The following is a 16,042-nucleotide window of genomic DNA, read 5'->3' on the forward strand; positions in this document are numbered from 1 at the left end:
TCTAGGAGGTATTATGAAAATCATCATCTTACATGGTCTTTATATGCATGGGCTGGTCATGCAGCCTCTTAGCCAAAAGCTGAGAAAACTCGGATACGAAACGCAAGTACTCAGCTATAACACTGTTGCTATCGATGAGTCTTCACTGTTTGATTCTATTGATCATTCGCTTAATCCACTGACCACAAACGTGCTCGTGGGACACAGCTTGGGGGGCTTGATGATTAAGCGCTATCTCGCCAACAGAAAACCGAGCACTAACTTAATCTCTCATGTTGTCGCTATCGGTTCGCCTCTTAAAGGCGCGTCCATTGTAGGTCGAATTCAAGATCTCGGATTGGGTGCAATTTTAGGCAATTCGCCACACCACGGATTAAACAAACATGATGACGCCTGGGATTTCCCTCAAAAACTCGGCAGTATCGCAGGAACGATGCCGATTGGCGCTCGCCCATTGTTGATCCGTAATGACAACACCATGTCGGACGGTACCGTTACCGTAGAAGAGACAAGACTGGACGGTATGCAAGATCATATCGAAGTGAAGCAAACGCATACGAGCCTGATTTACAACACCTTCGTGCCGCAGCAGATTGATCACTTTATTCGCACAGATTATTTCCGTCGATAGCACACTTTTCCATCATACAGATGGAATCGACTTTCCAAGCTATTCAGTTCGCAGTACTATCCTAGCTCCACTTCTTCACAACTTGGATGAAGTGGTACATTTTTAATTGTTCTCAGGGCGGGGCGAAATTCCCCACCGGCGGTATACTTTTTCAAGTGAGCCCGCGAGCGCTCGATTCGTCGAGGTCAGCAGATCTGGTGAGATGCCAGAGCCGACGGTTATAGTCCGGATGAAAGAGAATAAGAATACACCAGCATAGCGAGTCAGATCGCTAAGAATGCTGGTGCACTTCTTTTTGATCGTATTTTACGGCGATCTCTCATACCGCCCTGATTCTGGTGAAATTTAGGAGTTAACCATGAATCAGTCATCACTACTTGCCGAATTCGGCGACCCAATTACTCGCGTTGAAAACGCACTTATCGCTTTAAAAGAAGGCCGTGGCGTACTGCTTCTTGATGATGAAGATCGCGAAAACGAAGGCGATATCATTTATTCAGTCGAGCACCTCACTAACGAGCAAATGGCATTGATGATCCGCGAATGTAGCGGCATCGTTTGTTTGTGCTTAACAGATGTTCAAGCAGACAAACTGGAACTGCCTCCAATGGTGGTAAACAACAACAGCGCAAACCAAACCGCATTTACGGTTTCTATTGAAGCGAAAGTTGGTGTAACAACGGGTGTTTCAGCAGCAGACCGCGTAACGACCATTAAAACGGCGGCAAACCCGCACGCAAAACCGGAAGATCTTGCTCGCCCGGGTCACGTATTCCCTCTGCGTGCACGTCCAGGTGGTGTAATGACTCGCCGTGGTCACACAGAAGGTACGATTGATCTGATGCAAATGGCAGGGCTTCAACCCGCTGGCGTACTGTGTGAAGTGACCAATCCAGATGGCACGATGGCAAAGGCACCGGAGATCGTAGCATTCGGTCGCCTGCACAACATGCCGGTACTGACGATTGAAGACATGGTAATGTACCTGAACCAGTTCGAGTTGAAACTGGCATAGTCAGATCTCAGCTCTTGAAAAAAGCCGCGCATTTGTGCGGCTTTTTTGATCGATCCTCTTTGCACTTGAGTAGTTATACTTATTGAAAACAAGGGGAACAACACCATGAAAGGATTACTGAAACTCGCCGCTCTCGTTAGCTTTCTCTCCATGAATTCGCTTGCTCTTGCATCTGAGTGCCCTGATATTCTTCAAGGTAAGCAAAGGTTGTTAAACTCAACGGAAGAAGTCGATCTATGCGAAAGCTTTAAGGGAAAGACACTACTAGTCGTCAATACAGCAAGCCAGTGCGGCTTCACTCCTCAGTTCGAACAGTTAGAAACCCTCTATCAAACTTACAAAGACCAAAACTTCACCGTTATCGGTTTCCCGAGCAATGACTTTCGACAAGATAGAGGAAGCGAAACAAACACTGCGAAAGTCTGTTATCTCGATTACGGGGTAACCTTTCCAATGATGGCTCGCTCTTCAGTATTAGGTGTAGATGCGAACCCAGTCTTCAACCAAATTACTAACCAAGCAGGCATAAAACCAAAATGGAACTTCTACAAGTTTCTGATTAGCTCTGAAGGTAAAGTTATTGCTACTTTTCCAAGCTCCACATCACCGACAAGTACTACGCTTACCAATATGATAGAGCAACAATTGTAAGGTGACGACCATGACAACACGCTCAACCATGCTACAACTCGGTTACTTAAGCCTGGTTCCATTTGTGTTTAGTTTAGGGCTGATTTTCACTGACATCTCACTCTTCAATTTAAGTGGTCAGCAATTTTTCATCGCATATAGCGCCGTTATATTAAGTTTTTTATCTGGCATCCTTTGGGGTAATGGCATTGAGCATTACTACCACCGCCTTAGCCGAAATGTATTAATTCTCAGCAACCTTTTTGTCTTACTGGCTTGGGGCGCATTACTGCAGGGCCACAAACATTACGCGGTCGCTACCCTACTCTTAGCAATTGGGTATCTTGCTGTTTGGTATGCAGAAAAGCTCGTGAGGAAAGTCGAACAAGACGCCGAGCCCAAGGGATATCAAGGAATGAGGAGCAAACTGACCTTCGGCGTAATCGTAATGCACGGATTGGCTTTAGTTTCATAACCTGGTCTGTCCAGTACTAAGATCACAAAAAAACGTCTTTTTATAAAACAATGTTCATTTCGTGAATGCACACATATTTTGAACACTGTTTTGTTTCATTTATGAATCAATCCACATATAAGTAATTCAAAGCATTCACAAAGGATATGAATATGTTTTTTCGCAAACTTTTGTTTAGCACTGCGATGATCAATGCAACGACAGGTTGCGTGTCTTACCAGGCACAACAAGCCGCCGCTCAAACAGTAAATAATACAGGCGCTGTGCTTACCAATGTGATTAAAACCACGATTGCTCAGCCATGTAATGTTGCAATCACTGCTGCTAGCTTGTTTTATCCGCATGCCATATTTATGACTAGTGTTCCGACTCAAGCATGTACAAGCGTTCTTAGATAATACGAAAGTGATAAGCATAAAAAATGGCGACTCTACCGTCGCCATTTTTAAGTATCGATGCTATTTATAGTTACAGCGTCAATAAGTAATTAACTAATTGATTGTACTCGTCGTAAGTACGAATTTCGTTGGCCAAAACAATGTATTTATTGTTCACAACCACACCCGGAACCCCTCTCAACGTGCTAGCAGAGAATTGCTTATCAAAACCTTTCTGCATTGAGTTTACGGCGAAACTATTGTACGCCGCATCAAACTTCTTACCTTCTACGCCATTATCAACGAACAGCTGTTTCAGCTCAGCTTCGTCTTTTGGCGCTTGTCGCTTTTGATGAATTTGGGCAAACATGGCAGGAATCATTGTATCTTCAACTCCTAGCGACACCATCGTCGCGTAGGACTTGGCCATCGGAATCGCCATATCTCCGCCCATGAACCCCACATGTACCTTTTCAAACTTTGCCTCTTTTGGCAGAGCAGGTTTTAAACGCTCAATAAGCGACTCAAACTTGTAGCAATGTGGGCAATAAAAAGAAAAGAATTCCGTCACAACAGGTTTCGATGCTTTCTTAACATCCAGAACTTTGTAGTGCTTCCCTTCTTCAAATTGCGCTGCATGAGTGGTAAAAGTCAGTAAAAGTGCACTACATAAGGCAAGTAGTTTTTTCATTGTTTATTTCCTTGTGGCATTCAAATGCCAAATCATTTCATTTGGTAAAAAGGAGTAAACCCCAAGTAATTTGAGATGAGGAATTAAACAATCGGAGGACGATAAAGCTTGGTGATCACTGTCACTACTTTTTCGACTAGAGGCCTATCAATCAAGGCAAGGCTATAAGGAAGAAGCAGTAAGTCGTTTTGAGATAAGTTGGCGGGAATTTTGACCATGCAGGAAGAGCTACAACTCGTGTGAGATTGTTGTGCCTTATTGATGGCTAACTCATCGTGATGTGATTCTACGCAGTCGTCATTGACGCCAAGTTGTTTGTGCAGAGAAGCCTGTTGAACAATAAGATCGCGTACTTCAATTGTTTTCATCGGAGCGGAAGCCTGCGCCACAGGAGCGACACTACTCAAAAGCATAGCAACTAAGCAAACTATCGCAGTGAACAATGTACGGTTAAACTTCAACATAGCTACATCAAGGAAAATGGTGATTTAAGATAATACATGATAACGGTTTGACTTCAAGATACGGACTCTCGGCTCGCTAACAAACTCTGTTCTTTGACTATTTTAGGCTAGTGAATTTTCTCTCTAACGCTCCCTCAGTACACGAAACCAGCACAACGAGCTATTCACCGTTCGGATACTCCCCTCATCAGATACCAGCAACAATTCGATAAAACTTGAAATCATTATGAAACACGAGTAATAGTTAGAACAGTTTTTGTACGAACAAGGAAAGATCAATGCTTAAAAAGAGATTCTTTAAGACAAAAGATGAAGTCGAAGTCACGTTCGAGCTAGATAAAGATCAGTGGGACTCTGTCCAAATTGCTGGAGACTTCAACAACTGGCAGCCAGAACCGATGAAATTAGTGAAGAAAAGTCGTCAGTTTAAATTTAAAACCCGCTTACCTAAAGCGCAGAATGTTCAGTTCCGTTACTTGCTCGATGATGCGAAGTGGGAAAATGACCCACAAGCTGATGCTTACGTTCCAAATGTTTTTGGCAGCGACAACAGCGTCGTGTGTACCACCGAATAAGCGGTAATTTCGCTTTAAGATTCCATACCTAGGCGCAAACGTTGCGCCTTTTTGCATCTCTCTAAATGTGATAGGTGATTAGATTTAAATTATTAATTGGCAATTTTATCCAATTAACTCATCCGATAACCTTATTCTGAGAAAGCTTTATTTGAAATAATTCGTAAATTTGTTTAAGTTCCATTGATATTAAATATTGTATACATCACTTAAATGAACGCACAACAAATCAAACCATCTCTAATCATTGTGGAAGACGATCCCAAATTACAAACTATGTTGGGTGAGTATTTTGTTGAACAAGGTTTTCAGGTCAAATGTATCGACAATGGGACGGACGCACCCAATGCGATTATTGACACACAACCAGACGTGGTGCTGTTAGATTTGATGCTACCCGGGCAAGATGGTCTGAGTGTATGTCGTCAAATCCGAGAATGCTACAAAGGCAAAGTGTTGATGCTGACAGCAAGTGATGATGACTTCGATCATGTCGCCGCATTAGAAATAGGCGCAGATGACTTTGTTACTAAACCCATCAAACCTCGCGTATTGCTGGCTCGTATTCGCATGCTATTAAGAAGAAAAGAGGCGGCGCCTACCGAGTCCGAAAACGGCCTACAAATTGGTGTTCTGTGTTTAAACCGATTGCGTAAATCGTGCGTAATGAACCAAGAAGAAATTGCGCTGACAGACGGCGAGTTCGATTTGTTGTGGGTTCTTGCTACGCATGCTGAAAAAACACTATCACGTGAGTGGCTGACCAAAACACTACGTGGTATTGAATACGATGGAACAGACCGCACCATTGATAATCGCATAGTGACACTGAGAAAGAAGCTAGGCGATGCTTCTTGCTCACCACAAAAAATCATTACCGTTCGCGGCAAAGGCTACCTATTTATGCCTGATGCATGGAATGAATAATGAGACGGATTTATCTGGAAAGCTTTGTTGGCCTTATCATTCTGTTTATGGCTAGCTTGTGGGGATACGAGTTCTTAGTTTATGAGATCAACACAGATTATGACTACCTATTACAAGAGCATGAGGGTCAAGCTTTTCACGATCTGATCTACCCTATCTATAAAGAACACGGATTAGAATATACTCAACAACAGTTGGAACAATTTGCCACATCAAGCCATCGTTTGTTGGTGCCTCATACGCTTGAAGAGCTTCCAACAGACATCAAAAAGGCGTTTGAAAGTGATACCTCCGTTAACGTCGCTTACGATGAAGAAAGGGATATCTGGTTCCGCCTAGATGCGAGCACGCCTATCTTTAAAATGAGCGATAATCCGAATAGTCCTGTGGTTAAAGCAGCCAACTTTGATGACAATATCGTTTGGTTGTTCTTTTTAGCTGGATTTGCTCTGTATTGCATATTGTTGATCTGGTTCTTAAGCCGTCGGATTCGAGAGCTAGAGAGAGTGACCGTTGAGTTTGCCTCAGGTAACTTCAAGGCTCGAGCTAGTACCTCAAGCGCTAAGTCTGTTGGGACGTTAAACAAAAGCTTTAACACGATGGCCGATAAAGTATCTCGCTTGATCACTAGCAATAAAATGCTAACTAACGCCGTTGCACATGAATTGCGTACCCCAATCTTCCGCTTACAATGGCAAGCAGATTTGTTATCGGATTCAACCTTAACTGAACAACAGAAAAAGTATGTTTACAGTATCGTCGAAGACATTGACGAGATGGAAGAAATGGTTGAAGAATTGCTTTACTACGCAAAGATGGAGCGTCCTGACACAGCATTACAAACTCAAGAAGAAGTCGTCCTATTCAACTTAGTCAAAGAATTACGACAGAGATGGCAAAAAGAGACTACGCTCGCTATCTCGCTTCAAGAAGTAAACTCAGAAAACGTTCTCGCGTTTGCTGACCCAAAATTGTTAAAGCGAGCCTTAGATAACTTGCTGCGCAATGCAATGCGGTACGCGGATAAGCAGATTTTAGTAGAGATAAAACACGATCAGCACCGCTGCTTCATCAATGTTCATGATGATGGCATAGGTATTGAAGAAAAGCATTGGCCTCATCTATTCGAACCATTTTACAGTGCGGATGAATCTCGCAACAAAAAGACGAGCGGGTTTGGGCTCGGCTTGGCGATTGTCAGACAGATAATGGAGCTTCAACGTGGAGAAGTTTCGATTTGCCATAGCCCACTTGGAGGAGCTTGCTTCACACTTAGCCTCAAAAAATCAGACAGTTAACTTAACCTTCCTACCCCGTTTACAGAAGACGACACTTCAATACACTCAAGCGACAGAGCCCAACAATAAAACAGTGTACATTTAATCCATAAGATTCACACACTAAATGGATAGTACTCATGTATAAATCTTTTATCCTGATTATGGCGCTTACTTCTACGCTTACAGCTTGCGCCTACAACCAAAAACCTGTCGTCGACATGACCAATGTCGACCCTAGTACATATGAACAAGACTTTCTTTACTGCCAAGGCTATGCAGAAAATGTCGACAAATCAGAGGCAGCGAAATCTGAAGCCACTAATGGGGCAGTTACAGGCGCATTGATCGGCGCAGCTGCTGGTGCGCTAGAAGACGGATTAGGTGGAGCGGCTGTCGGTGCTGCGGCCGGCGGTGCTGTAGGAGCTGGAGCTGGTGCTTTGAGTGCAACAAATGATTCAACCAAAACTCAATCTCTCGTATTGCGTAAATGCCTCCAGCACAAAGGCTATACCGTCTACGATCTTGATTAAATAAGCACTTTTCTTAAATTATCGCGCGATGGATTCTATTCACAAATGTTTCACGCTGTAACGATTAATCTCGTTACCTCTCTGGGATATGTGTTCCATCCCAATGCTTAAATAGTAAGGTCATATTTTGAAGCCAGGTAAAACAGGTATACGCCGTGTCATGGATGCGACCGGCTATTCATTTCAAGGATTGAAAGCCGCATGGACACACGAAGCCGCTTTTAGACAAGAATTGATTCTCGCCTTGGTGCTTTCCGTCTGTGCTTTTTTCCTTCCTGTCACCACATACGAAAGAGTGCTGATGATCAGTAGCCTGTTCTTGGTATTGATCGTAGAACTCATTAATTCCGCCGTAGAAGCGGTTGTCGACCGTGTTAGCGATGACTGGCACGAGCTCAGTGGTAGAGCCAAAGATATTGGCTCAGCAGCAGTATTTGTTGCGTTAACTCTTGCCCTTTTTATTTGGGCTTCGTTCTTGCTCTAATTTTTATTCAAGACACTCATTATGAAGACACATGATTTACAACAGAGAGGTATCTCTTACGTTACCTTTACTTTCCTGTTGGCGCTGTATTTCGCTCTCGTCGTAAATATCCCTATTTATAAAGAACTGATCGGCATCTTTACACACTTAGATAATGTCAAGATTGGATTTATTATCACAATACCAATTTTCTTTCTTGCCGCGCTCAATTTCCTTTTTAATTTATTTAGTTGGCCTTGGATCGGCAAGCCGTTCTTTATAATTTTAATCATTGTTTCAAGTATGGTGAGCTACGCAAGCTATAACTATGGCACACTTTTCGATTCTGGAATGATTGCCAATATTGTTGAAACCGATTCGAGCGAGGCGAGTTCTTACCTGAGTGCTCACTCTGTAATTTGGACGCTGATTATGGGAGTTATCCCAGCGATAATTGTCTTTAAGGTCAAGCTGCAATCTCAACGTCACCAATTACTGTACTTCTCTGTTACCAAATTAGTATCGATGCTGTCGTCGCTAGCTGTCATCGCCGTCATTGCCAGCGTGTACTATCAAGACTACGCATCTGTAGGGCGCAACAATAGCCACCTAAAAAAAATCATCATACCCACCCAGTTCGTTTACAGCGCGACCGGGTATGTGAAGGAGAAATATTTCACCACGCCAGAGCCATATCGAGAAATCGGCACAGATGCAAAGCAGTCAGATAGCGCCGTACAGCAAGCACAGCGCAAACCAACACTACTGGTTTTTGTCGTAGGAGAAACCGCTCGAACGCAGAACTACCAACTCAATGGCTATACACGAGAGACAAACCCTTATACTAGTAAACTGGATGTTATCTCATTTCAAGACGTCGCGTCTTGTGGCACCGCTACTGCTGTATCTGTGCCTTGTATGTTTTCACAGCTCACGCGAAACGAGTTTGAACGCGCCAAAGCGGATAACCAGGACAATGCTCTCGATATAATGCAGCGCGCCGGGGTTGACCTCATTTGGAAAGAAAATGACGGTGGGGATAAAGAAGTAGCCCACAAGATCAAGAAAATCGAAGTTGATCGAAAGCAAGTAAGCCCTATGTGTAATGGCCAAACTTGTTACGACATGGCGCTATTAGATCATTTTGATCAGGAAGTCGCGGATATGCACGGTAACCGAGTGGTCGCCATACACCTTATAGGAAGCCACGGTCCGACCTACTTTCAGCGTTACCCAAGAGACAACGCCTTCTTTAAACCAGACTGTCCACGTGCAGATATCGAAAACTGTAGCATCGAACAAATAGTGAACACATATGACAATACAATACGCTACACCGATCTTGTATTGGCAGAAACCATCAAAAAACTTAAAGCGTTAGAGTCTGAGTATAATACTGCGCTAATTTACATATCGGATCACGGTGAGTCACTAGGCGAAAACGGATTGTTCTTACATGGTATGCCTTATGGCCTTGCACCAGATTTCCAAAAACGCGTTCCTTTGATTATGTGGCTGTCTTCGGGCTTTAAACAAGCGAAGCAGATCAATACCGACTGTTTGTATAAACAAGCACAGAATGCAGGCCAATACTCACATGATAACGTGTTCCACTCTTTATTAGGCATTATGGATGTACAAACTCAAGCCTACGATAGCAAGTTAGATATATTCAAAGCCTGCCGAGCCGTTTCCTAAACCATTCAATAAAGCCTGGCTCAAAGTGTGAATCAGGCTTTTTCTAACAAGGTATTTAAACTCATCGCCGCGCCAAGCGTTATACTGACAGTCCGCGATCCATACATCGAGATAAGGACTAGGATGAAAATTGGTATTATTGGTCTAGGGGATATCGCTCAGAAAGCATACCTTCCTGTTATCACTCAGCTTCCAAATATCGAACTTGTATTTTGTACCCGCAACCCAAACACACTTGAGAGCCTGGCTAAGCAGTATCGAATCTCAGAGATCTGCCAAGACTACCAGCAACTTCTGCACTTTGGCGTCGATGCCGTCATGATTCATGCGGCAACAAGCGTACACCCTCAAATAGCGGCATTTTTTCTGCAGCATGGAATTCCAACCTTTGTCGACAAACCATTAGCGAATAGTGCTGATGACGTAGAAAAGCTGTACGACATTGCCGAAAAAGAGAGACAGCCACTCTATGTGGGCTTTAACCGTCGTCACATTCCACTTTACAACCAACATATGCCACAAGTGCAGCAAGGCAACATATCTGACTTAAAGTCGCTACGCTGGGAAAAGAACCGTCACCAACTACCGGGGGATGTTCGTACCTTTATATTTGATGATTTTATTCACCCATTAGACAGCGTTAACGTCACAGCCAAAGCCGATCTAAAAGATGCTTATGTAACTCATCAACTTGAAGGTAGTCAGTTGGCGCGTTTAGATATTCAGTGGCAACATGGAGATACTTTGCTCCACGCCTCGATGAATCGCCACTTCGGTATCACTACAGAGCGCGTTCAAGCTTGTTATGCAAACAAGGCAGTTGAGTTCGACTCCTTCGTTGAAGGCAAACTATGGCAAGCTAACCAAGAGCAAAAAATCAATTTGAAAGACTGGACGCCAATGCTAACGAGTAAAGGTTTCCATTCGATGTTGCTCGACTGGTTTGGCGTCGTTGAGTCTGGAAATATTGCTAATGAAGTAGTAAAACGCAACATTGCCAGCCATCGATTGGCAGAGCAAATTTGTCAATATATCGAGAAAGTTGTCTCTAGATAATGCGATTCTTGGCTATATGCTTGATTGAGTATTACGCTCTATACTAAAAAGACTTGCCTTAGGGAAGGCATTCATTCTCTGTTAAGACTACAGCGATTATTCTATCAATCAGGTGAATGAGGGCACAAAAGCACACATCGACAAAACAGACGGTTTAGATTTGTTTTACGCTGCTCTCAGGTATCTGAATCATCACATTCAAGAATAAAGGAAATAGAATGAGAACACTTGGTAACATCATTTGGTTTGTATTTGGTGGCGTATTTATGGGGTTGCTATGGTGGTTTTTTGGTATTTTGGCCTTTATTAGCATCATCGGAATACCTTGGGGGCGTGCGTGTATCGTTATGGGTAATTTTTCCTTTTTCCCATTCGGTAAAGAGGCCATCTCACGCGATGAATTGACCAATGAAATGGACATTGGCACGAGTCCGCTCGGCGTTATTGGTAACGTCCTTTGGTTTGTATTTGCAGGCCTTTGGTTAGCTATCGGTCACGTACTTTCTGCAGCAGCATGCTTTGTCACCATAATCGGCATTCCGTTTGCGCTCCAACACCTCAAGCTAGCGGTTATTTCACTCGCACCAATTGGTAAAACGGTTGTATCGTCAGAAGAAGCTGCAATGGCTCGATACAACATCAATCGTTAGCAAAAAGCTAATGCGCTTTCTATCCTCTGGGCAGTCATGCTCAGAGGGTAACGCCCGTCAAAAGTAAGCCTATAATCGCTATCGCATATTCAATAATGGCTGATTGTATATTCATACCGTCACCTTTACGTTGAAGTTTATCCTAGCTCAGCACTGCTTTACTTTTATAATTAATCAATACACCCAAGTGAGTTCAAGATGCTAGACTCATAGCGTCGTCACTGATTCAAACTCCAAGAACGACGTAACGAAAAAGCGAGCTATCCTATGCTCGAAATATGGGTTCTTTCCCCCTCGAAGTAGAGTTCAACAACAAAAAAGACGAACTATAAGCATAGCCAAAATTAATGCTTTTCGACCTAAAATATCTCACATCAATCAAAGAAAGCTTCTAAGATTTTCTCTTTTTGAGTAAATATAGACAGTTACAGTAGCGAAATTCTTCTCGGTAAAAATCCCCACTCAATCTCATGATCAGTTTTTAAAAAAAACAACAAAAATTCGTTGTTATCTAGAGTAATTATTTTATTTGTCGCAGAGCAATTCCATCAATATCATTTGCGACATCGGAGTGCTAGAGCATTGAAATTTTTAGCATTTATCACAGGTATAGAACGTAAAAAACCTTTTATTACTTATTTTTCTTTTTTACATATGTTCTAACTCAACGTCTATTCAGACAGGAATATACCGTGGATAAATATCAAGCAGCTTATGCTAAACGTCTAGAGAAACTAAATGGGGATCCATCTCCTAAAACGATAGCCCGCCTTTCGGCTTGGGATGCGTTTTTTAACAAGGAGTACGAGCTCCAAGACTTGGAATACCAGCTATCGGACGCTGCGCACCAGCACTATGAACAGTCGCATGCGAAGAGCGACATTAGCTTCAAAGAATTCAAACGAGCGTTCTATAATGAATCCATCAAAATTTACAATTTAACTGATGGCGCTTCTATCCAGAAAGTATTCACCCCATTACTTTTGCTTACAACGCTCTGGATAGTGTTTGTATGCCTATTTAACAAGTGATCATCAAACTATTCCAACAACGATCAGTATGGGACTACAGGTATGGCTCTATGTAAGGGGGCTAATTGGCTCGGTCTCCTTCACTAAATTAGCGACTCAATTACCCGCAATTCCATAGGCTAAAAGTGACAAGGGCATCCGTTGATGCCCTTTTTATTCAAAGGAACGCAACCTAGACCTTTGGCCCACTTGGGTATAAAACCATTATGCGTTAAGCTGCACGCTATTATCCGATTGATAAAGAGTGGAGCGAAGTGATGGAAAAAGTAGGCTCTCGAGCATTGATTGTCGAAGGTGGAGCCATGCGAGGCGTATTTTCATGCGGCATACTCGATCATTTTCTTGCTAGCGAGTTCTCTCCATTTGATAGCTTTTGGGGAGTGTCTGCGGGTGCTAGCAACTTGGCTGCCTACTTAGCTAAAATGCCCGGACGTAACTTAAAAATCTACCTCGATTACAGCTTAAGAAAAGAATTTATCTCTCCATCTCAACTTCTACGTGGTGGTGATATGATGAACTTAGACTGGATGTGGAATGTCACCCTCGAAGAACTTGGCATCGATAAATCTGCGCTCAAAGCTGATTCACGACCTTTCTTTTTAGGCGTGACGCGTCAAGACAATGGGCAAGCGGAGTACCACCTTCCTGATGTCGACGACTTGGCAGAAACAATGAAAGCCAGCAGCGCACTGCCTGTACTTTACCGAAATGGCGTATCACTGAACGGAATTCAATACGTTGATGGTGGCGTCTCAGACGCACTTCCTGTTGCAGAAGCAATAAAGCGAGGAGCCAAAAAAATTATGGTTTTACGCAGCCAACCCGCAAGCTATCAAAAGCCAAGAGGAAGATTCAGCGCCCTAACTAGGAGGATGTTGAAAGAAACGCCCGGATTAATTGAACCGATGTTGACACGTGAAGTTCGCTACAATCAGACCTTAGCGCTGATCAACAACCCACCACCTGGTATCGAAATCATTCAAGTGTGTCCTCCTGAAACATTCAAGTTGAAACGGCTGAGTCGATCGCCAGCACCACTGCGTCATGCTTATGAGTTAGGAATTGAAGCAGGAAAGGAAGCCATCATACGATGGAGTCAGAAGTAGAAAAAAGCCACGTGGATTAAACGTGGCTAACGCAAATTCGATGGCAGTGGATTATCGTATTTGCTTCTGGTCGAGCCCAATATTCAGGCTCAAAACTGTTTTAATTTGCTCGCTAACTGAAAAAGCGAGTAGGCAGTCCAAACTAGTAAGTTTCAAACAACCCAGAGTTGTAATCTTGGATGGCTTGTTCTATCTCTTCCATGCTATTCATGACAAAAGGGCCATAATGCACCACGGGTTCATTAATTGGCTCACCAATAAAGATCAGTGCACCACTCTCTTTTTCGGCCTGCAATTCAACCCATTCACCTTTCGATAAAATGGCCATTTCGCCTTGATTGATCTCACGACCTTTTAATTGAATACGACCTTTATAGACATAGAGCATCATGTTGTTGTCTTGATCCGTGTTCAAATTCAAAGCTTGCCCCCCCATCGCTCTCCAATCGGCTACCGTGGCAGCAACACCTGTCTCTGTTAGCGGCCCCTGAATTCGTTCGTTGTTTATAGTCATATGACCCGCAATCAAACGTACAACCCCCGTATTCGGAGTATCAAACTCAGTGATCGTTTCAGGTTGAAAGTCATGATATTGAGCTGGCTGCATCTTATTTTTCGCAGGCTGGTTAATCCAAATTTGGAAACCATGCAATTCGCCTTCCTTCATAATAGGCATTTCGCTATGGATGACGCCTCTTCCTGCCGCCATCCACTGTGCACCACCGGAACGAAGCTCACCAACATTATCCATATGATCACGATGCTGGAAATGACCTTTCAACATATAAGTAAGCGTCTCAATACCTCGGTGCGGATGCGGAGGGAAACCGCCGATATAGTCAGCGCGGTCTTCTGATTTGAGTTCATCCATCATCAAAAATGGAGAAAAACTAGCATGATTGAAACCCGCTACTCGGCGAATTTTCACTCCATCACCATCAGCAGTAGGTTGCGCAGGAATAAGCTGACGAATTTCTCTGAATGTACTCATACTAGTTCTCCTAGTTTATCTTTGTGACCGCTTGCAAATCGCATGTTTAATCTATGGCTATCTATAAGGTTCTATTTTAGGTTGATGAGCTAAAATTATGAGCCATACTATTCGTTCTACTTATTCAACTTTTTCGAACAATACAATTTATCGAGTTAATAATGAGCACATTTAATTTATCTAAAATAAATGTAGCTATTTTCTAAACAAGGTGTATAGTGTGCCTTGGCTCTTAGAAGAGAGCTGTTAATGCAACATTTAGTTTAAGTTTCCTCTCAGTAAAATCTTGAATCCCCAATTCAGACACCTGCGTACAACTTCCTCTTGATTGAACATTCAATAGCTTAGAAAAGATCCACAAAACAAATCATAATTTTAATGTTTAATTCAAAGGTATTTTTATGTCGAAAGTAACTGGTTCAGTAAAATGGTTTAACGAAACTAAAGGCTTCGGTTTTCTATCTCAAGACAACGGCGGCCAAGATGTATTCGTACACTTTAACGCTATCGTTTCTGACGGTTTCAAAACACTGACTGAAGGTCAGAAAGTAAGCTTCAATGTAGAGCAAGGTAAAAAAGGTCCTCAAGCGACTGAAGTAACTCCTCTATAAGACTGCTTTTCTTGGTGTAGCATGCCCATGCTGCACCAAACCTCTCTCCTTCAAAAATATTCTTTCATCAATCACTCAGCCTAATTTTAGGCATTGCTTTGTGCTATCTAAAATAAACTGAATAGTACTGCTTAATTTATTATTTATAGGAAAAATCATGTCCTCAAAAAGAACTGGCCGTCAAAGGCATTGGTATCAATTACTTAACAAAGAGAAAATCACTAAAAAACAGGAGAATAAATGTTAGAAATTGAATTTAATTTAGAACAACCTCAAACCTCTTGGAACGCTAAAATACATCAATTAAATGGTGATATTTTACGAAGGCACGTATTACCGAAACTTCTTTCTCATAGCTTCATGATCGATTTTGAATATTGTGAGAAAACGCAATCTGGAACTATTCTCTGTGATTCAGGTTCAAAGTTAGGAAGTTTTACTGTTAACTGATTCAGTTTTCATGCATTAATGGATAATGCAACTAATTTGGAAGGTATCCAATGGCTAGAAAAAGTAAGAAGCAGTCAGAAAAAGACAAAAAAGAGTCTGAACAAAACGCGGCGGCGGTAAAGCAGAAAACTCGACGCCGCATAGAAGACATTATGGAACAAAGAGAATTTGATAAGTTATTCGATCTATAAATGCTCTCTAGTGCTTTCTCTGCCTTTATCGTTGTGCAAGGTACCGCCACCTACCTTTGCTCAAACGAATCTCCACTCTTTTAGACTACTCTTCTAATTACACGTGCCTCTCACACACGCAAAAACAACTGGCTCCTCTATACTCAAGTGACTTGCAAATAGTCGTTTCGCTCACAGGAAAACCCGTGACTAATGACAGT

Annotated in this window: 21 protein-coding genes and 1 riboswitch; of the genes, 18 read left to right on the plus strand and 3 right to left on the minus strand. The window is 42.6% G+C overall.

The window, feature by feature from the left end; translation table 11 throughout:
* Nucleotides 1-13: 13 nt before the first annotated feature.
* The 5 genes from R7F67_RS08405 to R7F67_RS08425 all read left to right on the plus strand — a co-directional run bounded on the left by R7F67_RS08405 (nt 14) and on the right by R7F67_RS08425 (nt 3,149).
* Nucleotides 14-631, plus strand: a complete 618-nt coding sequence (locus R7F67_RS08405) for a hypothetical protein (protein WP_005373653.1) — start codon at nt 14-16, stop codon at nt 629-631.
* 104 nt (nt 632-735) lie between these two features.
* Nucleotides 736-876, plus strand: a riboswitch (FMN riboswitch).
* Nucleotides 877-989: 113 nt separating this feature from the next.
* Nucleotides 990-1,646, plus strand: a complete 657-nt coding sequence (gene ribB, locus R7F67_RS08410; protein WP_005385579.1) for a 3,4-dihydroxy-2-butanone-4-phosphate synthase — start codon at nt 990-992, stop codon at nt 1,644-1,646.
* Between the two features lie 105 nt (nt 1,647-1,751).
* Nucleotides 1,752-2,297, plus strand: coding sequence for a glutathione peroxidase (locus tag R7F67_RS08415; RefSeq protein ID WP_033906358.1), 546 nt, complete (start codon nt 1,752-1,754; stop codon nt 2,295-2,297).
* Between the two features lie 10 nt (nt 2,298-2,307).
* A complete protein-coding gene (locus tag R7F67_RS08420) occupies nt 2,308-2,751 on the plus strand; it encodes a DUF3429 domain-containing protein (protein ID WP_318057149.1) in 444 nt (147 codons plus the stop codon).
* 152 nt (nt 2,752-2,903) lie between these two features.
* Nucleotides 2,904-3,149, plus strand: a complete 246-nt coding sequence (locus R7F67_RS08425) for a hypothetical protein (RefSeq protein WP_005373664.1) — start codon at nt 2,904-2,906, stop codon at nt 3,147-3,149.
* A gap of 70 nt (nt 3,150-3,219) precedes the next feature.
* Here R7F67_RS08425 and R7F67_RS08430 read toward each other — a convergent pair whose 3' ends face one another.
* On the minus strand, nt 3,220-3,819 hold the full coding sequence (locus R7F67_RS08430; RefSeq protein ID WP_238855354.1) for a thiol:disulfide interchange protein DsbA/DsbL: 600 nt from the start codon (nt 3,817-3,819) through the stop codon (nt 3,220-3,222).
* 83 nt (nt 3,820-3,902) lie between these two features.
* On the minus strand, nt 3,903-4,283 hold the full coding sequence (locus tag R7F67_RS08435; protein ID WP_017635152.1) for a hypothetical protein: 381 nt from the start codon (nt 4,281-4,283) through the stop codon (nt 3,903-3,905).
* A 278-nt stretch (nt 4,284-4,561) separates the two neighbouring features.
* On the opposite strand from R7F67_RS08435, the gene R7F67_RS08440 reads away from it, so the two are divergent.
* The 10 genes from R7F67_RS08440 (at nt 4,562) to R7F67_RS08485 (ending at nt 13,599) form a co-directional block, all read left to right on the plus strand.
* Nucleotides 4,562-4,858 (plus strand): isoamylase early set domain-containing protein, encoded by a 297-nt coding sequence (locus R7F67_RS08440; RefSeq protein WP_017635151.1) that lies wholly within the window; start codon nt 4,562-4,564, stop codon nt 4,856-4,858.
* 213 nt (nt 4,859-5,071) lie between these two features.
* Complete coding sequence (locus R7F67_RS08445) at nt 5,072-5,785, plus strand: response regulator (protein WP_005373673.1); 714 nt, start codon at nt 5,072-5,074, stop codon at nt 5,783-5,785.
* Complete coding sequence (locus tag R7F67_RS08450; RefSeq protein ID WP_005373675.1) at nt 5,785-7,083, plus strand: ATP-binding protein; 1,299 nt, start codon at nt 5,785-5,787, stop codon at nt 7,081-7,083. Before R7F67_RS08445 ends, R7F67_RS08450 begins: the two co-directional genes overlap by 1 nt.
* Before the next feature lie 119 nt (nt 7,084-7,202).
* The gene (locus R7F67_RS08455; RefSeq protein ID WP_033906355.1) at nt 7,203-7,595 is read left to right on the plus strand and encodes a hypothetical protein; all 393 of its coding nucleotides are present in this window, start codon (nt 7,203-7,205) and stop codon (nt 7,593-7,595) included.
* A gap of 127 nt (nt 7,596-7,722) precedes the next feature.
* A complete protein-coding gene (locus R7F67_RS08460; RefSeq protein WP_017635149.1) occupies nt 7,723-8,079 on the plus strand; it encodes a diacylglycerol kinase in 357 nt (118 codons plus the stop codon).
* A 21-nt stretch (nt 8,080-8,100) separates the two neighbouring features.
* The gene (locus R7F67_RS08465) at nt 8,101-9,756 is read left to right on the plus strand and encodes a phosphoethanolamine transferase (protein ID WP_258475572.1); all 1,656 of its coding nucleotides are present in this window, start codon (nt 8,101-8,103) and stop codon (nt 9,754-9,756) included.
* A 123-nt stretch (nt 9,757-9,879) separates the two neighbouring features.
* Nucleotides 9,880-10,812, plus strand: a complete 933-nt coding sequence (locus R7F67_RS08470; RefSeq protein WP_017635148.1) for a Gfo/Idh/MocA family protein — start codon at nt 9,880-9,882, stop codon at nt 10,810-10,812.
* A 218-nt stretch (nt 10,813-11,030) separates the two neighbouring features.
* Nucleotides 11,031-11,462, plus strand: coding sequence for a YccF domain-containing protein (locus tag R7F67_RS08475; RefSeq protein WP_005373685.1), 432 nt, complete (start codon nt 11,031-11,033; stop codon nt 11,460-11,462).
* A 692-nt stretch (nt 11,463-12,154) separates the two neighbouring features.
* Nucleotides 12,155-12,493, plus strand: coding sequence for a hypothetical protein (locus tag R7F67_RS08480; RefSeq protein ID WP_017635147.1), 339 nt, complete (start codon nt 12,155-12,157; stop codon nt 12,491-12,493).
* Between the two features lie 257 nt (nt 12,494-12,750).
* A complete protein-coding gene (locus tag R7F67_RS08485) occupies nt 12,751-13,599 on the plus strand; it encodes a patatin family protein (RefSeq protein WP_005373688.1) in 849 nt (282 codons plus the stop codon).
* Between the two features lie 142 nt (nt 13,600-13,741).
* On the opposite strand, the gene R7F67_RS08490 is transcribed toward R7F67_RS08485, so the two are convergent.
* The gene (locus R7F67_RS08490; protein ID WP_017635146.1) at nt 13,742-14,590 is read right to left on the minus strand and encodes a pirin family protein; all 849 of its coding nucleotides are present in this window, start codon (nt 14,588-14,590) and stop codon (nt 13,742-13,744) included.
* A gap of 401 nt (nt 14,591-14,991) precedes the next feature.
* On the opposite strand from R7F67_RS08490, the gene R7F67_RS08495 reads away from it, so the two are divergent.
* The 3 genes from R7F67_RS08495 (at nt 14,992) to R7F67_RS08505 (ending at nt 15,842) form a co-directional block, all read left to right on the plus strand.
* Nucleotides 14,992-15,201 (plus strand): cold-shock protein, encoded by a 210-nt coding sequence (locus R7F67_RS08495; RefSeq protein ID WP_005373691.1) that lies wholly within the window; start codon nt 14,992-14,994, stop codon nt 15,199-15,201.
* A gap of 240 nt (nt 15,202-15,441) precedes the next feature.
* Nucleotides 15,442-15,651: a hypothetical protein gene (locus tag R7F67_RS08500; protein ID WP_005373692.1), complete on the plus strand. Its 210-nt coding sequence runs from the start codon at nt 15,442-15,444 to the stop codon at nt 15,649-15,651.
* 50 nt (nt 15,652-15,701) lie between these two features.
* On the plus strand, nt 15,702-15,842 hold the full coding sequence (locus R7F67_RS08505) for a PA3496 family putative envelope integrity protein (protein WP_017633782.1): 141 nt from the start codon (nt 15,702-15,704) through the stop codon (nt 15,840-15,842).
* Nucleotides 15,843-16,042: the final 200 nt, after the last annotated feature.

Source organism: Vibrio sp. YT-17 (assembly GCF_033337375.1).
In the GTDB taxonomy this organism is placed as follows: Bacteria; Pseudomonadota; Gammaproteobacteria; order Enterobacterales; family Vibrionaceae; genus Vibrio; species Vibrio alginolyticus.